This is a genomic window from Bradyrhizobium sp. USDA 241 (assembly GCF_049739505.1).
Taxonomy (GTDB): Bacteria; Pseudomonadota; Alphaproteobacteria; order Rhizobiales; family Xanthobacteraceae; genus Bradyrhizobium; species Bradyrhizobium liaoningense.
Genome location: NZ_JBMGPZ010000005.1, coordinates 2,588,271 through 2,602,757, shown reverse-complemented (window position 1 = coordinate 2,602,757; position 14,487 = coordinate 2,588,271). Strand labels below are relative to the sequence as shown.

13 protein-coding genes and 3 pseudogenes are annotated in these 14,487 nt (G+C 64.6%); 8 read left to right on the top strand and 8 right to left on the bottom strand.

Features of this window, described 5'->3' with window-relative positions; translation table 11 throughout:
• Nucleotides 1-20 precede the first annotated feature (20 nt).
• Both ABIF91_RS34405 and ABIF91_RS34400 read left to right on the top strand, forming a co-directional pair.
• Entirely contained in the window at nt 21-602 is a 582-nt protein-coding gene (locus ABIF91_RS34405; RefSeq protein WP_028178556.1) for a peroxidase-related enzyme, read from the top strand.
• A 10-nt stretch (nt 603-612) separates the two neighbouring features.
• Nucleotides 613-1,116, top strand: a complete 504-nt coding sequence (locus ABIF91_RS34400; protein WP_028178557.1) for an MgtC/SapB family protein — start codon at nt 613-615, stop codon at nt 1,114-1,116.
• 29 nt (nt 1,117-1,145) lie between these two features.
• Here ABIF91_RS34400 and ABIF91_RS34395 read toward each other — a convergent pair whose 3' ends face one another.
• From ABIF91_RS34395 to ABIF91_RS34385, 3 genes are all read right to left on the bottom strand, one after another.
• On the bottom strand, nt 1,146-1,334 hold the full coding sequence (locus tag ABIF91_RS34395) for a hypothetical protein (RefSeq protein WP_035674627.1): 189 nt from the start codon (nt 1,332-1,334) through the stop codon (nt 1,146-1,148).
• Between the two features lie 131 nt (nt 1,335-1,465).
• Nucleotides 1,466-1,609 (bottom strand): hypothetical protein, encoded by a 144-nt coding sequence (locus ABIF91_RS34390; protein WP_162832029.1) that lies wholly within the window; start codon nt 1,607-1,609, stop codon nt 1,466-1,468.
• A gap of 138 nt (nt 1,610-1,747) precedes the next feature.
• Nucleotides 1,748-2,371, bottom strand: a complete 624-nt coding sequence (locus ABIF91_RS34385; protein WP_028178558.1) for a ParB-like protein — start codon at nt 2,369-2,371, stop codon at nt 1,748-1,750.
• A gap of 318 nt (nt 2,372-2,689) precedes the next feature.
• On the opposite strand from ABIF91_RS34385, the gene ABIF91_RS34380 reads away from it, so the two are divergent.
• The 6 genes and pseudogenes from ABIF91_RS34380 (at nt 2,690) to ABIF91_RS34355 (ending at nt 7,478) form a co-directional block, all read left to right on the top strand.
• Complete coding sequence (locus ABIF91_RS34380) at nt 2,690-3,031, top strand: hypothetical protein (protein WP_028178559.1); 342 nt, start codon at nt 2,690-2,692, stop codon at nt 3,029-3,031.
• Between the two features lie 235 nt (nt 3,032-3,266).
• Nucleotides 3,267-3,554 (top strand): acyl carrier protein, encoded by a 288-nt coding sequence (locus tag ABIF91_RS34375; RefSeq protein WP_007592476.1) that lies wholly within the window; start codon nt 3,267-3,269, stop codon nt 3,552-3,554.
• Nucleotides 3,555-3,564: 10 nt separating this feature from the next.
• Nucleotides 3,565-4,036, top strand: a pseudogene (locus ABIF91_RS34370) (3-hydroxyacyl-ACP dehydratase FabZ family protein).
• Nucleotides 4,033-5,238 carry a beta-ketoacyl-ACP synthase gene (locus ABIF91_RS34365; RefSeq protein ID WP_028178561.1) on the top strand — a complete coding sequence of 402 codons (1,206 nt, stop codon included), beginning with the start codon at nt 4,033-4,035 and terminating at the stop codon, nt 5,236-5,238. Before ABIF91_RS34370 ends, ABIF91_RS34365 begins: the two are co-directional and overlap by 4 nt.
• Nucleotides 5,239-5,259: 21 nt before the next feature.
• The gene (locus tag ABIF91_RS34360; RefSeq protein ID WP_028178562.1) at nt 5,260-6,537 is read left to right on the top strand and encodes a beta-ketoacyl-ACP synthase; all 1,278 of its coding nucleotides are present in this window, start codon (nt 5,260-5,262) and stop codon (nt 6,535-6,537) included.
• A gap of 8 nt (nt 6,538-6,545) precedes the next feature.
• Entirely contained in the window at nt 6,546-7,478 is a 933-nt protein-coding gene (locus tag ABIF91_RS34355; protein ID WP_028178563.1) for a lipid A biosynthesis lauroyl acyltransferase, read from the top strand.
• A gap of 137 nt (nt 7,479-7,615) precedes the next feature.
• Here ABIF91_RS34355 and ABIF91_RS34350 read toward each other — a convergent pair.
• From ABIF91_RS34350 to ABIF91_RS34330, 5 genes and pseudogenes are all read right to left on the bottom strand, one after another.
• Nucleotides 7,616-8,729 (bottom strand): annotated as a pseudogene (locus tag ABIF91_RS34350) (polyamine ABC transporter substrate-binding protein).
• 7 nt (nt 8,730-8,736) lie between these two features.
• Nucleotides 8,737-9,912 carry an aminotransferase gene (locus ABIF91_RS34345; protein WP_028178565.1) on the bottom strand — a complete coding sequence of 392 codons (1,176 nt, stop codon included), beginning with the start codon at nt 9,910-9,912 and terminating at the stop codon, nt 8,737-8,739.
• 8 nt (nt 9,913-9,920) lie between these two features.
• Nucleotides 9,921-10,247: a rhodanese-like domain-containing protein gene (locus ABIF91_RS34340; protein WP_028178566.1), complete on the bottom strand. Its 327-nt coding sequence runs from the start codon at nt 10,245-10,247 to the stop codon at nt 9,921-9,923.
• A gap of 156 nt (nt 10,248-10,403) precedes the next feature.
• Nucleotides 10,404-12,339: pseudogene (locus ABIF91_RS34335) on the bottom strand (potassium transporter Kup).
• 139 nt (nt 12,340-12,478) lie between these two features.
• Complete coding sequence (locus ABIF91_RS34330; protein WP_028178568.1) at nt 12,479-14,380, bottom strand: potassium transporter Kup; 1,902 nt, start codon at nt 14,378-14,380, stop codon at nt 12,479-12,481.
• Nucleotides 14,381-14,487: the final 107 nt, after the last annotated feature.

Sequence of the window (14,487 nt, the reverse complement as noted above, 5' to 3'; positions counted from 1 at the left end):
CCCAAGCCGGAACCATGCCCATGACAAAAAAAGCCGCGCCACGCTTCCCCGCACCCGCCCTCGATACGCTGCCCGACGACATTCGCACGCGGCTTCTCGCCGTACAGGAGAAGAGCGGCTTCGTGCCGAACGTGTTCCTGACGCTGGCCTATCGTCCCGACGAGTTCCGCGCCTTCTTCGCCTATCACGACGCGCTGATGGAGAAGGACGGCGGCCTCACCAAGGCCGAGCGCGAGATGATCGTGGTGGCGACTTCGGCCGCGAACCAGTGCCAATATTGCGTGATCGCCCACGGTGCGATCCTGCGCATCCGCGCCAAGAACCCGCTGATTGCCGATCAGGTCGCGGTGAACTACCGTAAGGCCGACATCAGCCCGCGGCAGAAGGCGATGCTCGACTTCGCGATGAAGGTCTCGACTGACGCGCAGCGGATTTCCGAGGACGATTTCGCCGTGCTCCAACCGCACGGCTTCAGCGACGACGACATCTGGGACATCGCCGCGGTCGCCGCCTTCTTCGCATTGTCGAACCGGCTGGCGAATTTCACCGGCATGCGCCCGAACGAGGAGTTCTACCTGATGGGACGACTGCCGAAGACGTGACGGGCAAGACATGACCGAGCTGGACTGGCCCGAAATCCTGCTTCGCCTCGGCGCGGCGACGCTCGCCGGCGGCGCGATCGGCCTCAACCGCGACCTGCACGGCAAGCCGATCGGGCTGAAGACGCTCGGCATCGTCGGGCTCTCCACCGCAACCGTCGTGCTGCTCGCAGTCCAGTTCGCCGAGCCCGGCAAGATGACCGACGCGACGAGCCGTGTGATCCAGGGCATCCTGACCGGCATCGGCTTTCTCGGTGCCGGAGTCATCGTCCACGAGAGCGACCGCTTTCGCGTGCGGGGCCTGACCAGCGCGGCCTGCACCTTTCTCGCCGCCTGTCTCGGCATTGCCTGCGGCGCCGGACAATGGAAGATCGTCCTGCTCGCGCTCGCTGTCGCCTTCGTGCTGCTCACGATCGGCCGCCGCATCGAGCGCTGGCTGCATCGCGCTCTCGGCGGCAAGGAGGATCCGCATCGGCCGCAGAGCCCGCCGTCTGCGGGTCCCCGCGATAGCGGCTAGCGAATATCAGATCGTCCAGGTGGCCTTGCTCACGTCTTCCGCCGCAGGCTCCAGACACTTCCAGCGCCCAGAATGGCGGTCACGAGCAGAATCGCAACGAAGGTCTGGATGATCGTGAAGTTCAGGGCATCGCGCGCAACGAACAGCGCGGTGACCGCGCCCGCGATGACGAAGAGGATGCGAAAGATGATGCTCATGGCCATGTCTCCGGTCAGCATGACCTGGAGCCCACCTCGCCCACGACATCGGGACGCAACGCTGCTTCGGCAATCATGCAGGCGGACCATAGCCGCCAGCCGCCGCCGCAATTTTGCGGAAGATCAAGCCTGCCCGGGCAGCCGCCAAGCCGCTAGCGCTTTGTCATCAACTCGAGCGCCGGGGCAAAACGCTCGGCAAATGTCAATGTCTTGGCGTGGTGAACTGCGGCAAACGATGCCGAAATCCCTGCTGAGGCGACGGCGAGCAAGGCAATGGCAAGAACCAGACGGCGCATTCCGGCCTCCTGTGTAAGCTCGATACCCCAGAGAGATGGGGTGCCCCTGTTTCAGGACCGCTTCATGGAGACGGGAAAGTGATTTCGCTCAAGCGACCGTGATGTGGTGCGGCTGGTGGTGCCGCTGGGGCCACGGCCCTAGTCATCGTCCTCCGGACCGCACCAGCCCGGCAGATAGACGGCATTCTTGCTTCTGGCCGCGGCCATCGCCTTCTCGATCGCCCTGTCGAAATCGGATTCCACCACCTTTCGCGAGACCTGTCGGCGCAGGAAATCGGCCCACAGAAATTCGGAGAACGGCGTGGTGTCTTTGGCAAAGCCGCCCATGCGGCGCAATTCGCCGGCAAGGCTGCGAAACGGATCGTCCTTGAGGTCGGCGACCGATTTCGGCAGGTCGCGGAACGATCGCCGCTCGCCCTTTGCGTCGTAGGGATAGGCCCAGCGCTTGTTGTCCATGACGCCCCAGAAGGCCTTGCGCTCGACCATCCTGAGATCGCCGACGATGGTCACCAACACCTCCTTGACGCCTTCATCGTGCAGCGCGCGGCCGAGATGATGATGATCGATCACGTAGTAGCGCGAATCGGGGCCGTAGACGACGGGGATCATGTGCTTGCCGAGCAGATCAGCCTGCTTCTCCTCGTCGCGCTCGCGCCAGCGCTTGCGCTTCTCCCTGACCTCGCGCATGCCGACCGTCATCTGCGTCGGCCGGAGCGACAGGATCGGGACAGGATGCACTCGCGGCTCGCGCGTATTGGTCATGATCGATAGGTCCTCAGATGGTCCGGCTTCCCGCGACTATGCCATGGGCCCCGCGGCGACAAAATGCGTTCGGAAAGGACGCCGAGATCACAAGTAAGTACTGGCGGGACGGAGGGACGAACTCCGTGGCCGTTGCGATCCCTGTCGTTGCGGCGCAACCCGCGCCACCACCACGACGGCCGGTTCCCGGAGGGCTCCACACCGGCCCATGCACAAATAGTGCAAATGCACAAATGCACGCGAGCATTGAGAAGGTTTTCTGCAACGCGCGCGTCACGTATGCTATCTAAATCGCTGCTTCGGAGTGATCCCCGCCCCATGAACAACCAGCGGCCCATAAGCTCGGATGACGAGCACCGGGTGCTCCAGTTCAGGCCGCGCACCTCGCCTCCCACGTCGGCCCAGCGCGGCAACGGCACCGTACAACCGTTGCGCGTCGCTCCCGAACGGCTGGACCTGTCGCGCTACGAGCGGCCCCGCGCCGAACCCGACAATTTCCGCCAGCGCATGCTTGCCAACATCGCGGCGCTGGCCATCACCATCGCGCTGATCGCGATCGGGATCTGGCTCGCGGTCAGCATCGCCGACCTGCGCCGGACCCAGGATTGCGTGCTGATGGGTCGCCGCGACTGCGTCAAGATCACGACGCCGCATATTTAGGGACCGGCCCGCCGCTGGCCGTCCGGCGGAGGGGTCCCAGTGGGCATCCCCAAGCCTGTCCCTTTGCGATCCCCTTGGCCTGCCCGGCTCCATTGAACTCGGGGCGGCGCTCCGATATACGGGCTTTCGACCCGGCCAGAGGGGGGTTTGAGGGCGTCATTCGGGGCGCGATGCCCACCCACCGTGCCACTCTGGACAACCTGATAAATACCCGCAATATATCAAAGGCTTAGTGATGTCCTCCACATTCGATCAGGTCGCCACGATCATCGCTGAAACCTGCGACATCCCGCGCGACACGATCACGCCCGATAGCCACGCCATCGATGACCTCGGCATCGACAGCCTCGATTTTCTGGACATCGCGTTCGCGATCGACAAGCAGTTCGGCATCAAGCTGCCGCTGGAGAAGTGGACTCAGGAGGTCAACGACGGCAAGGCGACCACCGAGCAGTATTTCGTGCTGAAGAACCTGTGCGCCCGCATCGACGAACTGGTTGCGGCCAAGGGCGCGAGCGCCTAAGGGCGCAGTCATGCAACTCGAATACTTCCACATGATCGACCGCATCGTCGACCTCAAGGTCGACGAGAAGACGATCGTCGTCGAAGCGCAGGTCCCGAAGGAAAGCACCATCTTCGAGGGGCACTTCCCGGGCTATCCCTTGATGCCCGGCGTGCTCCTGATCGAATCGATGGCGCAGGCCTCGGGCTGGCTTCAACTCGGCGTGTTCAAGTTCGAACGTATGCCGATCCTGGCCGCCGTGAAGGAGGCCAAGGTCCGCGGCTCGGTCTTCCCCGGCGATCTCATGAGCATCGAGGCGCGCCTCACCCATGAAGGCTCCGGCTATGCGATGACCGAAGCCAAGATCAGAGTCGGCGGCAAGCTGCGCGCCAATTTCGGCACTCACCTTCACGCTGATCCCCTTCCCCAATGCGGATATGCGCTTGCACATGGACGCGATCGCCAAGCGCGTCGGATTTCCGCAACAGGCCGTATCGACATGATTGACACTCCCGCTTCGAAGCCCGGCCAGACCGAGGTCTGGATCACCGGCATTGGGTTGGCCACCTCGCTCGGCGAGGGTCTGGACGCCAACTGGGCCGCGCTTCAGGAGAAGCGAATCAATGTCGACGAGAAGGGCTTTGCGCCCTACATCGTGCATCCACTGATGCCCGTTGCCTTCGACAGCCAGATCCCGAAGAAGGGCGACCAGCGCCAGATGGAAGCCTGGCAGCGCATCGGCACCTACGCCGCAGGTCTTGCGCTCGATTCCGCCGGCATCAAGGGCAACAAGGACATCCTGTCGAAGATCGACATGGTCGTCGCCGCCGGCGGCGGAGAGCGCGATCTCAACGTCGACAGCGGCGTGCTGACGGCCGAGGCCAAGGGCGCCAACGCGCCCGGCTTCCTCAACGAGCGCTTGATGAGCGATCTCAGGCCGACGCTGTTTTTGGCCCAGCTCTCCAACCTGCTCGCCGGCAACATCGCCATCGTGCACGGCTTGGGAGGCACTTCGCGCACTTTCATGGGCGAAGAGGTCGCCGGCGCCGATTCCGCCCGCATTGCGCTTGCGCGCATCGCCTCGGGCGAAAGTGACATCGCGCTGGTCGGCGGCTCGCACAATGGCGAGCGCAAGGACCTGTTGGTCCTCTACGAATTCGGCGACTTCAACCTCAAGAACAAGTTCGCTCCCGTATGGGCGCGCAAGGACCACGCCGGCTTCGCGCTCGGCTCCGCCGGCGCCTTCCTGGTGCTGGAATCGAAGACGCATGCGGAAGCGCGCGGCGCAAAGCCGTTCGCCAAATTGTCGAGCGTCGTCGCGGACCTCGCCAAACGCAAGCGGCCCGGCGACATGGCCGCGACGCTGGAGAAGCTGTGGGCCAAGCTGCCGAAGCGCGAGGGCAAGGGCGCCATCATCACCGGAGCGACCGGTGCGGAGCCCGCGACCTCGGAAGAGCGCGACTTCCTGAAGAGCCATGCCGACTTTCCGGTGCGCTCGACCGGCACGGTGTTCGGCCACGCCATGGAGACGCAATTCCCGCTCGGAATTGCGCTCGCTGCGCTGTCGATCTCGCGTGGTGCACTGTTCCCGCCGAACGATTCGACCGGCACCGAGATTGAAATGCAGGGTGCGCCCACCCAGATTGTGGTGGTGGGAGCTGGACACTGGCGCGGCGAAGGCATGGCGCTAGTCGAGGCAATTTAGTTAGCTCAAGCGGGGATCGACATGACTGCAGCACGCGACAAATTCGGGCGCCCCGTCGTCGTCGTCACCGGCATGGGCATCTTGACGTCGCTTGGTGCGGGCAAGACCGACAATTGGGCGAAGCTCGTCGCCGGGGAATCCGGTATCCGCACCATCACGCGTTTTCCGATCGACGGCCTGAAGACCACGATGGCGGGCACGGTCGATTTCGTCAGCGTCGATCCGTTCTCCTCCACCGCGCTGTCCGAACGGATGGCCGAGATCGCGACGCAGGAAGCGCTGGAGCAGGCCGGCATCGGCGCCAAGGCCGATTTCCCCGGCCCCCTTTTTCTTGCCGTTGCGCCGGTCGAGGTGGAATGGCCGCAGCGTCGCGAACTGGGTCGCGCCGTCGGCCAGCTCGACATCAACTATGACGATCTGCTGCGCATTTCCGGCGGCGGCAAGTACAGCGCCTACCATCATCGCTTCATGTTCGGCTCGGTCGCAGCATCTCTCGCCGAGACGTTCGGCACCAAGGGGTCGCCGATCTCGCTGTCCACGGCCTGCGCCTCGGGTGCGACCTCGATCCAGCTCGGCGTCGAGGCGATCCGCCGCGGCGAGACCGATGCCGCGCTGTGCGTCGCCACCGACGGCACCGTGAACCCGGAAGCGCTGGTGCGCTTCTCGCTGCTGTCGGCGCTGTCGACCCAGAACGATCCGCCGCAGGCGGCCTCCCGCCCCTTCTCCAAGAACCGCGATGGTTTTGTGATGGCCGAAGGCGCCGGCGCACTGGTGCTCGAAAGCTACGAGGCGGCGACTGCGCGCGGCGCGAAGATCCTCGGCGTGATTGCCGGATGCGGCGAGCTCACCGATTCCTTCCATCGCACCCGGTCCTCGCCCGACGGCAAGCCGATCATCGGCTGCATGAACAAGACGCTGGCCGATGCCGGCATGACGCCGGACCAGATCGACCACATCAACGCGCACGGCACCTCGACACCCGAAAACGACAAGATGGAGTTCAACACGACATCGGCCGTGTTCGGCGAGCTCGCGCAGAAGATTCCGGTCACCTCCAACAAGTCGATGGTCGGCCACACCATCTCGGCCGCCGGCGGGGTGGAGGCGATCTTCTCGCTGCTGACGCTCGAGCATCAGCGCATTCCGCCGACGATCAACTACGACAATCCTGATCCCGCGATCCTGTTCAACGTCGTCGGCAACAAGGCGCGCGACGCCCGCGTGACCGCGGTGATGTCGAATTCGTTCGGCTTCGGCGGTCAGAACGCCTCGCTGATCCTGACCCGCGAACCGGTCTGACCGGACGCATGTCGCGCCTTCCTGCGAGCATGAAGGCCCGCGCGCGGGAGGCTGCCAAATCGCTCGGCGGAAGCCTGATCGGCGCGGCGACGGTCGCGATGCTGCGCACCACGCGCTATTTCGATCCGGTCAAGACCTCGGACTTTTTCGCACGCGCCGTGAAGCTGATCGGCCCGCGCCTGCGTGAGCACCGCATCGGCCGCGCCAATCTCACCGCCGCCTTTCCGGAGAAATCGCCGGAGGAGATCGAACGGATCCTGATGGGCGTCTGGGAAAATCTCGGCCGCGTCGGCGCCGAATTCGCCCATATGGACCGCGTCTGGGACTACGATCGCGACCATCCGGAGAAGAGCCGGATCGAATTGTCCGAGCGCAGCATCGAGCTGTTCGACCAGATCCGCGACGACGGCAAGCCGGCGTTGATCTTCGCCGCGCATCTGGCCAATTGGGAATTGCCGGCGCTCGCCGCCGTCGCGCATGGACTCGGGACCGCGATCCTCTATCGCCGCCCGAACATCGCCTCGGCCGACCGCATCATCCAGGAGATGCGCCAGGTCAACATGGGCACGCTGATCCCGGCGGGCCGTGACGCCCCGCTCCGGCTCGCGCAGGCCCTGAAGGACGGCAAGCACGTCGCGATGCTGATCGACCAGTATCTGACCGGCGGCGTCGAAGTCACCTTCTTCGGCCGCAAGACTCGCGCCAACCCCATGCTGGCGCGGCTTTTGCGCCAGATCGAATGCCCGATCCATGGTGTGCGCATCATCCGCCTGCCCGGCGGCCGCTTCGGCGGCGAGCTGACCGAAGAGGTCAAGCCGGTGCGCGATGCGGACGGCAAGATCGACATCCAGGGCACGACGCAGGCGATCACGAGCGTGGTGGAAGGCTGGGTGCGCGAGCATCCGGAGCAGTGGCTGTGGCTGCACCGAAGGTGGCGGTAGCCGGCGCAACTCCTGCCGTCTTGGCCGGGCCCGTCCCGACCATCCACGCATCGCCAAGCGGCAGGAAAGACGTGGATGCCCGGGACAAGCCCGGGCATGACAGCTGAGCAAGGGAGCGTCTGCTCCGTCTCAGCCGCTCAGCGCCCCGTCTTCACCTTGGTCCAGAGCCGGTTGATAATCCGCTGCGTCGCCGGCTCGCGCGCCGTGATGACGAACAGCTTTGCGAGCGTCGCCTCGTCCGGATAGATGTTCTTGTCGTTCAGGATTTTCGGATCGACCAGCTTCTGGCTGGCGAGATTGCCGCTCGCGTAGGACAGGAAGTCCGAGTTCTTGGCGGCGACATCGGGGCGATAGAGATAGTTGATCAGCTCGTAGGCTTCCTTGACGTTCTTGGCATCCGCGGGGATCGCGAGATTGTCGAAGAACATCTGCGCACCCTCCTTCGGAATGGCGTAGCCGATCTCGATGCCACTCTTGGCTTCGGCCGCGCGGGCGCGGGCCTGCATGATGTCGCCGGACCAGCCGACCACGAAGCAGATCTCGCCGGTCGCGAGCGCGCTGAGATATTCGGACGAGTGAAACTTGCGCACCGACGGGCGAACCTTCGCGACGGCCTCGGCGGCCTTCTCGAGGTCCGCCTGCTTGGTCGAATTCGGATCGAGCCCGAGCCAGCTCAGCGCCGCCGGAAAGATGTCGTCGGCGGAGTCGAGCATGTGCACGCCGCAATCTTTAAGTTTTGCCAGGTTCTCCGGCTTGAAGACGATGTCCCAGCTGTCGATCTTCGCGTCCGGCCCGAGGATCTGCTTCACCTTGGCGACGTTGTAGCCGATGCCCGTCGTGCCCCACATGTAGTTGGCGGCGTAGACGTTGCCGGGATCGTAGATGCCGAGACGCTGCGTCACCACCGGCCAGGCATTGCTGAGGTTCGGCAGCTTCGACTTGTCGAGCTTCCTGGAAGATGTTGGCCTTGATCTGGCGCTGGAGGAAGTACGCCGTGGGCACCACGACGTCATAGCCGGACTTGCCGGCCATCAGGCGCGTCTCCAGGGTCTCGTTGGCATCGAAGGTGTCGTAGACCACCTTGATGCCGGTCTCCCTGGTGAAAGCCTCCAGGACATCCGGCGCCATGTAGTTGGACCAGTTGTAGAAGTTGACGACGCGCTCCTCGGCCCCTGCCGGGGGCGAAAGCAACGTCAGCGCCGCGGCGATTGCAACACCGAGGCGAAACCCGGAGCGGCTGACGCTCGTCATCTCTCGTCTACCTCTTGCGCCCGCGCACCGCGTCGGACAGCCGCTCCAGCGCGGTGTCGAGCGTCTCGTCCTTCTTGGCAAAGCAGAAGCGCACCACCGAGGTTACGGGGTCCTGCTCGTAGAAGGCCGAGACCGGGATCGCCGCAACCTTGTAGTCTTTCACGATGCGCCAGCAGAATTCCGTGTCGCTCTCGTTCAGCCCGAGCGGTGACAGGTCCACGGTGAGGAAGTAGGTGCCTTGCGACTTCAGTACGGGGAACCCGAGGCTCTCCAGCCCCCTGGTCAGGCGGTCCCTGCTCCGCGTCAGATCCTTGCGCATCGACAGGAAGTAGTCGTCGGACTTGCCGAGGCCGTAGGCGACGGCGGCCTGCAGGTTCGGCGCGGTGGTGAAGGTCAGGAACTGGTGCACCTTGGCGGCGACGCGCAGCAAGGGCGGTGCCGCGCAGACGAAGCCGATCTTCCACCCGGTCAGCGAGAAGATCTTGCCGGCCGAGCCGACCTTGATGGTGCGCTCGCGCATGCCGGGAATGGTGATGAGCGGGACGTGCTTGTGCTCGTCGAAGGTGACGTGCTCCCAGACCTCGTCGCAGATCGCGATGACGTCGAACTCCTGGCAATAGCGCGCCAGCAGCTCGAGGTCCTCGCGCGGATAGACCACCGCGGACGGATTCAAGGGATTGTTGAACAGCACCGCCTTGGTCTTTGAATTGAAGACGCTTTTCAGCATGTCCTCATTCAGCCGCCAGTGCGGCGGCTCGAGACGGACCAGGCGCGGAATGCCGCCCGCCTGGCGGATGATGGGCAAATAGGAATCATAGACCGGCTGGAAGCAGACCACCTCGTCGCCGGGCTGGACCACCGCGAGGATCGCCGAGGTCAGCGCCTCGGTGCCGCCGGAGGTGACCATCACTTCGCTCATCGGATCGAGCGTGAGGCCGTGCCAGTGGCCATAATGGGTGGCGATTGCCTGGCGCAGCTCCGGCAAGCCCATCATCGACGGGTACTGGTTGTAGCCGTTCAGCGAGACCTCGGCCGCGGCGCGGCGGATGTCCTCAGGGCCGGGATCGTCGGGAAAGCCCTGGCCGAGATTGATGGCATTGTTGTCGCGGGCGGCCTGCGACATCGCCTCAAAGATGGTGACGGGAAGGTCGGCAAAGACCTTGTTCAGGGAAGAATTGGACATCGGGCCGATCAGCCACCGACCTTGCTGGGGAGCCCCGCCGCCTTCCAGCCCAGCATGCCGCCGGCCAGATGCTTGTTGTAGGGAAGGCCCGCCGCCTGCGCCGCCAGCGAGGCCGTCACGGAGCGTTTTCCCGAGCGGCAGGCGAACACGACCTCCTTGCCGGCGGGATCGGGAATCGCCTTGGGATCGAAGGTCGAGAGCGGCACCACGACGCCGTAGGGATAGGCCTCGGCCTGAACCTCGTTCGGTTCGCGAACGTCGACGAGCAGATAGCGCCCTTCCGCGACACCCTTGGAAACCTCGTCCGGGGTCAGATCCTGTACTTGATTCGCCACATCATCCTCCAACGTCGCAGGCGCATGCCGGGGCGACCCGGCCGGCGGCAACCTCGCCTCTCGGGAGGCGAAAATCAAGCGCTGCAAAGGCTTGAGCCGCCCGGCGCAAGTTAAAGCTAAATCACAGCGACTTGAAGTCCGCTGCGAATCCCCGCCCTAGATGGTCACCTGTGTGCCGACCTCGACCACGCGGCCGGACGGGATCTGGAAATAGTCGGTGGCGTCGTTGGCGGAGCGGCTCAGCGAGATGAACAGCCGGTCCTGCCACCGCGGCATGCCGGAATGGACGGCGGGCTTCAGCGCCCGGCGCGACAGGAAGAACGAGGTCGACATGATGTCGAACTGCCAGCCCAGCTTGCGGGCGATCGCCAGCGCCTTCGGCACGTTGGGCGATTCCATGAAGCCGAACTTCAGCGTCACCTTGGAGAAGGTCGGTGAGATCTGCTCCAGCCTGACGCGCTCGGACGGATCGATGCGCGGGGTCTGCGCGGTCTCGATGGTGAGAATGACGTTCTTCTCGTGCAGCACCTTGTAGTGCTTCAGGCTATGCATCAGCGCGGTCGGCGCGCTGATTGGGTCCGAGGTGAGGAATACCGCGGTTCCCGGCACCCGCTGCGGCGGCCGCTTCTCCAGCATGGCGACGAGGTCGGCGAGCGGGAACTCGAGCTTGCGCGACTTCTCGAGACAAGAGCCGGCTGCCGCGCCGCCACGTGTACATCAGGATGATCATGAGCGCGCCGAGCGCCAGCGGCACCCAGCCGCCCTCGAACACCTTGAGCAGGTTGGCGGAGAGGAAGGTCAGGTCGAGGAACAGGAAAGGCGCAATGAGAGCGGCGGCGGCGAATGGCGACCACCGCCAGACCTTCCAGATCACGACAAAGCCCATCATGGCCGTGACCACCATGGTGCCGGTGACCGAGATGCCGTAGGCCGAGGCCAGGGCACTGGAGGAGCGGAACATGAGCACCAGCAGCACCACCGCGACCAGCAGCAACTGGTTGATGCGCGGGATGAAGATCTGGCCGGAATGGGCTTCCGACGTATGGCGAATTTCAAAGCGCGGCAGCAGGCCGAGCTGGATCGCCTGCCGCGTCAGCGAATAGGCGCCGGTGATGACCGCCTGGCTTGCGATCACGGTCGCCATGGTCGCCAGCACGACCATGCAGCCGCGGACAAAACCTTGCGGAAACAGCTGGAAGAACGGGCTGACGATCGCGCCGGGGTCGCGGAGGACGAGCGCTCCCTGCCCGAGATAGTTCAGCGCCAGCGAGGGCAGCACGATAGAGAGCCAGGCGAACTGGATCGGCCGCTTGCCGAAATGGCCGAGGTCGGCATAGAGCGCCTCGGCGCCGGTGACGGCCAGGAACACCGCGCCCAGCGTCACGAAGCCGATCAGGCCGTGGTGGAGCATGAAGGACACGGCGTAGAGCGGGTTCAGCGCGTACAGCACCTGCGGCTGCTCGATGATCGGATGGATCGCCGCCAGCGCGAGCACCGCGAACCAGACACACATGATCGGGCCGAAGAAGGCGGCAACGCGCGCCGTGCCGCGGGACTGCACGGCGAACAGAGCGACCAGGATCACCACGGTCAGCGGAACGATGTAAGGCTCGAACTTCAGGGTGACGTCCTTCATGCCTTCGATCGCCGACAGCACCGAGAGGGCCGGCGTAATCACGGCATCGCCGTAGAACAAGGCTCCGGAAATGATGCCGAGCAGCACGATGGTCGTGCTGCCGGCGCCGGTGCCCACCGCGCGCTGGGCCAGCGCCATCAGCGCCAGCGTGCCGCCCTCGCCGTTGTTGTCGGCGCGGAGCAGGATCACGACATATTTGAGCGTCACCACGATGATGAGCGCCCACAGGATCAGGGAGAGCACGCCGAGCACGGCCGCAGCCGTCGGCAGGCCGTCGTGTCCGGAAGCCGCCGTCACCGCCTCGCGGAACGCGTAGAGCGGGCTGGTGCCGATATCGCCATAGACGACGCCGATGCTGCCGAGCGTCAGCGCACCGAAACCGGCGGTGGTGTGGGCCTCACCATGCCCATTGACCGCCGCCGTTTCCGGGGCGGTAATCGCTGCGTCGTTTGTCATGGGAGAGCCCGGTGGCCTCTAAAATGCTTCACTGCACAACGGCGGAGGAGCGCGCGGCTTATAGTCCTGCGCTGTCGGCATAGCCTAGCCCGTTTTCGGGCCCTGGTCATGCAAATCTGCATGACTCGCATAATTGCGGTTAGATGGTGACTTGGGTTCCGACTTCAACCACCCGCCCGGTGGGAATCTGGAAGTAGTCAGTGGCGTCATTGGCTGACCGGCTGAGCGCGATGAACAAATGGTCCTGCCACAGCGGCATGCCCGATTGCGCCGAGGCCTTCAGCGATCTCCGCGACACGAAGAACGACGTCGACATGATGTCGAACTGCCAGCCCTGTTTGCGCGCGATGGCGAGCGCCTTCGGCACGTTCGGCTGCTCCATATAGCCGAAGCGCAGACGGACCTTGGAGAACTTGTCGCTGATCTTCTCCATCCTGAACCGCTCCGACAGATCGACCCGCGGCGTATGCGCGGTCTCGATGGTCAGGATCACGTTGTGCTCGTGCAGCACCTTGTTGTGCTTGAGATTGTGCAGCAGCGCGGTCGGCACGAAGGCCGGATCGCTGGTGAGGAACACCGCCGTGCCCTTGACGATATGCGGCGGCCGCTTCTCCAGGCTCCGGATCAGATCGTCCAGCGGCACCTCGATCCGTCGCGTCTTCTGGATCAGGATTGCGGAGCCCTTGCGCCAGGTCCAGATCGTCCCCGCCATGAGGACGCCGAACAGCAGCGGCACCCAGGCGCCTTCGAGCAGCTTGAGCAGGTTGGCGCTGAAGAAGCTCAAATCGACGATGACGAGGGGGACGATCACGGCCGCGGCCGTCGCCGCGCGCCAGTTCCACAGCTTCCAGATCACCACGAAGCCCATGATGCCGTCGGCGACCATGGTGGTGGAGACCGCAATGCCGTAGGCCGAGGCCAGATTGCTGGGGGTGTGGAACAGCAGCACCAGCAGCATTACGCCGATCAGCAGCAGGCGGTTCACGCGCGGCAGATAGATCTGGCCCGCGTGGGATTCGGAGGTGTAACGCACCTCGAAACGCGGCAGGAGCCCGAGTTGTACGGCCTGGTAGACCAGCGAATAGGCGCCGGTGATCACCGCCTGGCTCGCGATCACTGTTGCGGCAGTCGCAAGTCCGACCAGCGGCAGCACCAGGCTCTCGGGCACCATGCGATAAAAGGAGTGTTCGATCGCGCTGGGATCGGACAGCACCAGCGCACCCTGCCCGAAATAGTTGATCAGAAGCGCGGGCAGCACGAAGAACATCCAGGCCGACTGGATCGGCTTGCGGCCGAAATGGCCGAGATCGGCATAAAGCGCCTCGCCGCCCGTCACGGCCAGGAACACGGCGCCGAGTGTCACGAGGCCGATCACGCCGTGCGACAGCACGAACTGCACCGCGTAATAGGGATTGATTGCCGCCAGCACGGAAGGGTCGTCGGCGATGTGGACGGCCCCCATCACGGCGATGACGGCGAACCAGACCACCATCACCGGCCCGAAGGCCGAGGCGACCAATGCGGTTCCCTTGCTCTGGACAGCGAACAGCAGCACCAGAATGAGAACGGTGAGCGGCACGACATAGTGCTCGAGCGCGGGGGTCGCTAGCTTGAGGCCCTGGACCGCCGAGAGGACCGAGATCGCCGGCGTGATCATGGAATCGCCGATGAACATGGAGGCGCCGACCACACCGAGGGCGAGCAGGACCCAGCTTCGCCGCCCGAGCGCGCGCTGGCCGAGGGCCATCAGCGAGAGCGTGCCGCCCTCCCCGTTATTGTCGGCGCGCAGCAGCAGCAGGACGTATTTGGCGGTGACGACGATCAGCAGCGCCCACAGAATCAGCGAGAGCACGCCCAGCACGATGACCCGCGAGACCGGCTCGCCGTGGGCCGCGCCCTTGACGGCCTCGTGAAATGCGTAAAGCGGCGAGGTGCCGATATCCCCGAAGACGACGCCGATGCTCCCGAGCGTAAGGGCCCAAAAGCCTGATGTGACCGGCTGCCCGTCCTGGGTCTCGGTCGATGTGATGCTCGCCGTCATGGGGGTGAGAAACGCTTCGTCCCTGAATTTGATCCGGCGCCTATTGACGCTTCCGTCGCGCCTGTCAATCGGCCCAGCACCATAGCAGGCGCCGCGGCAGAAGCTGT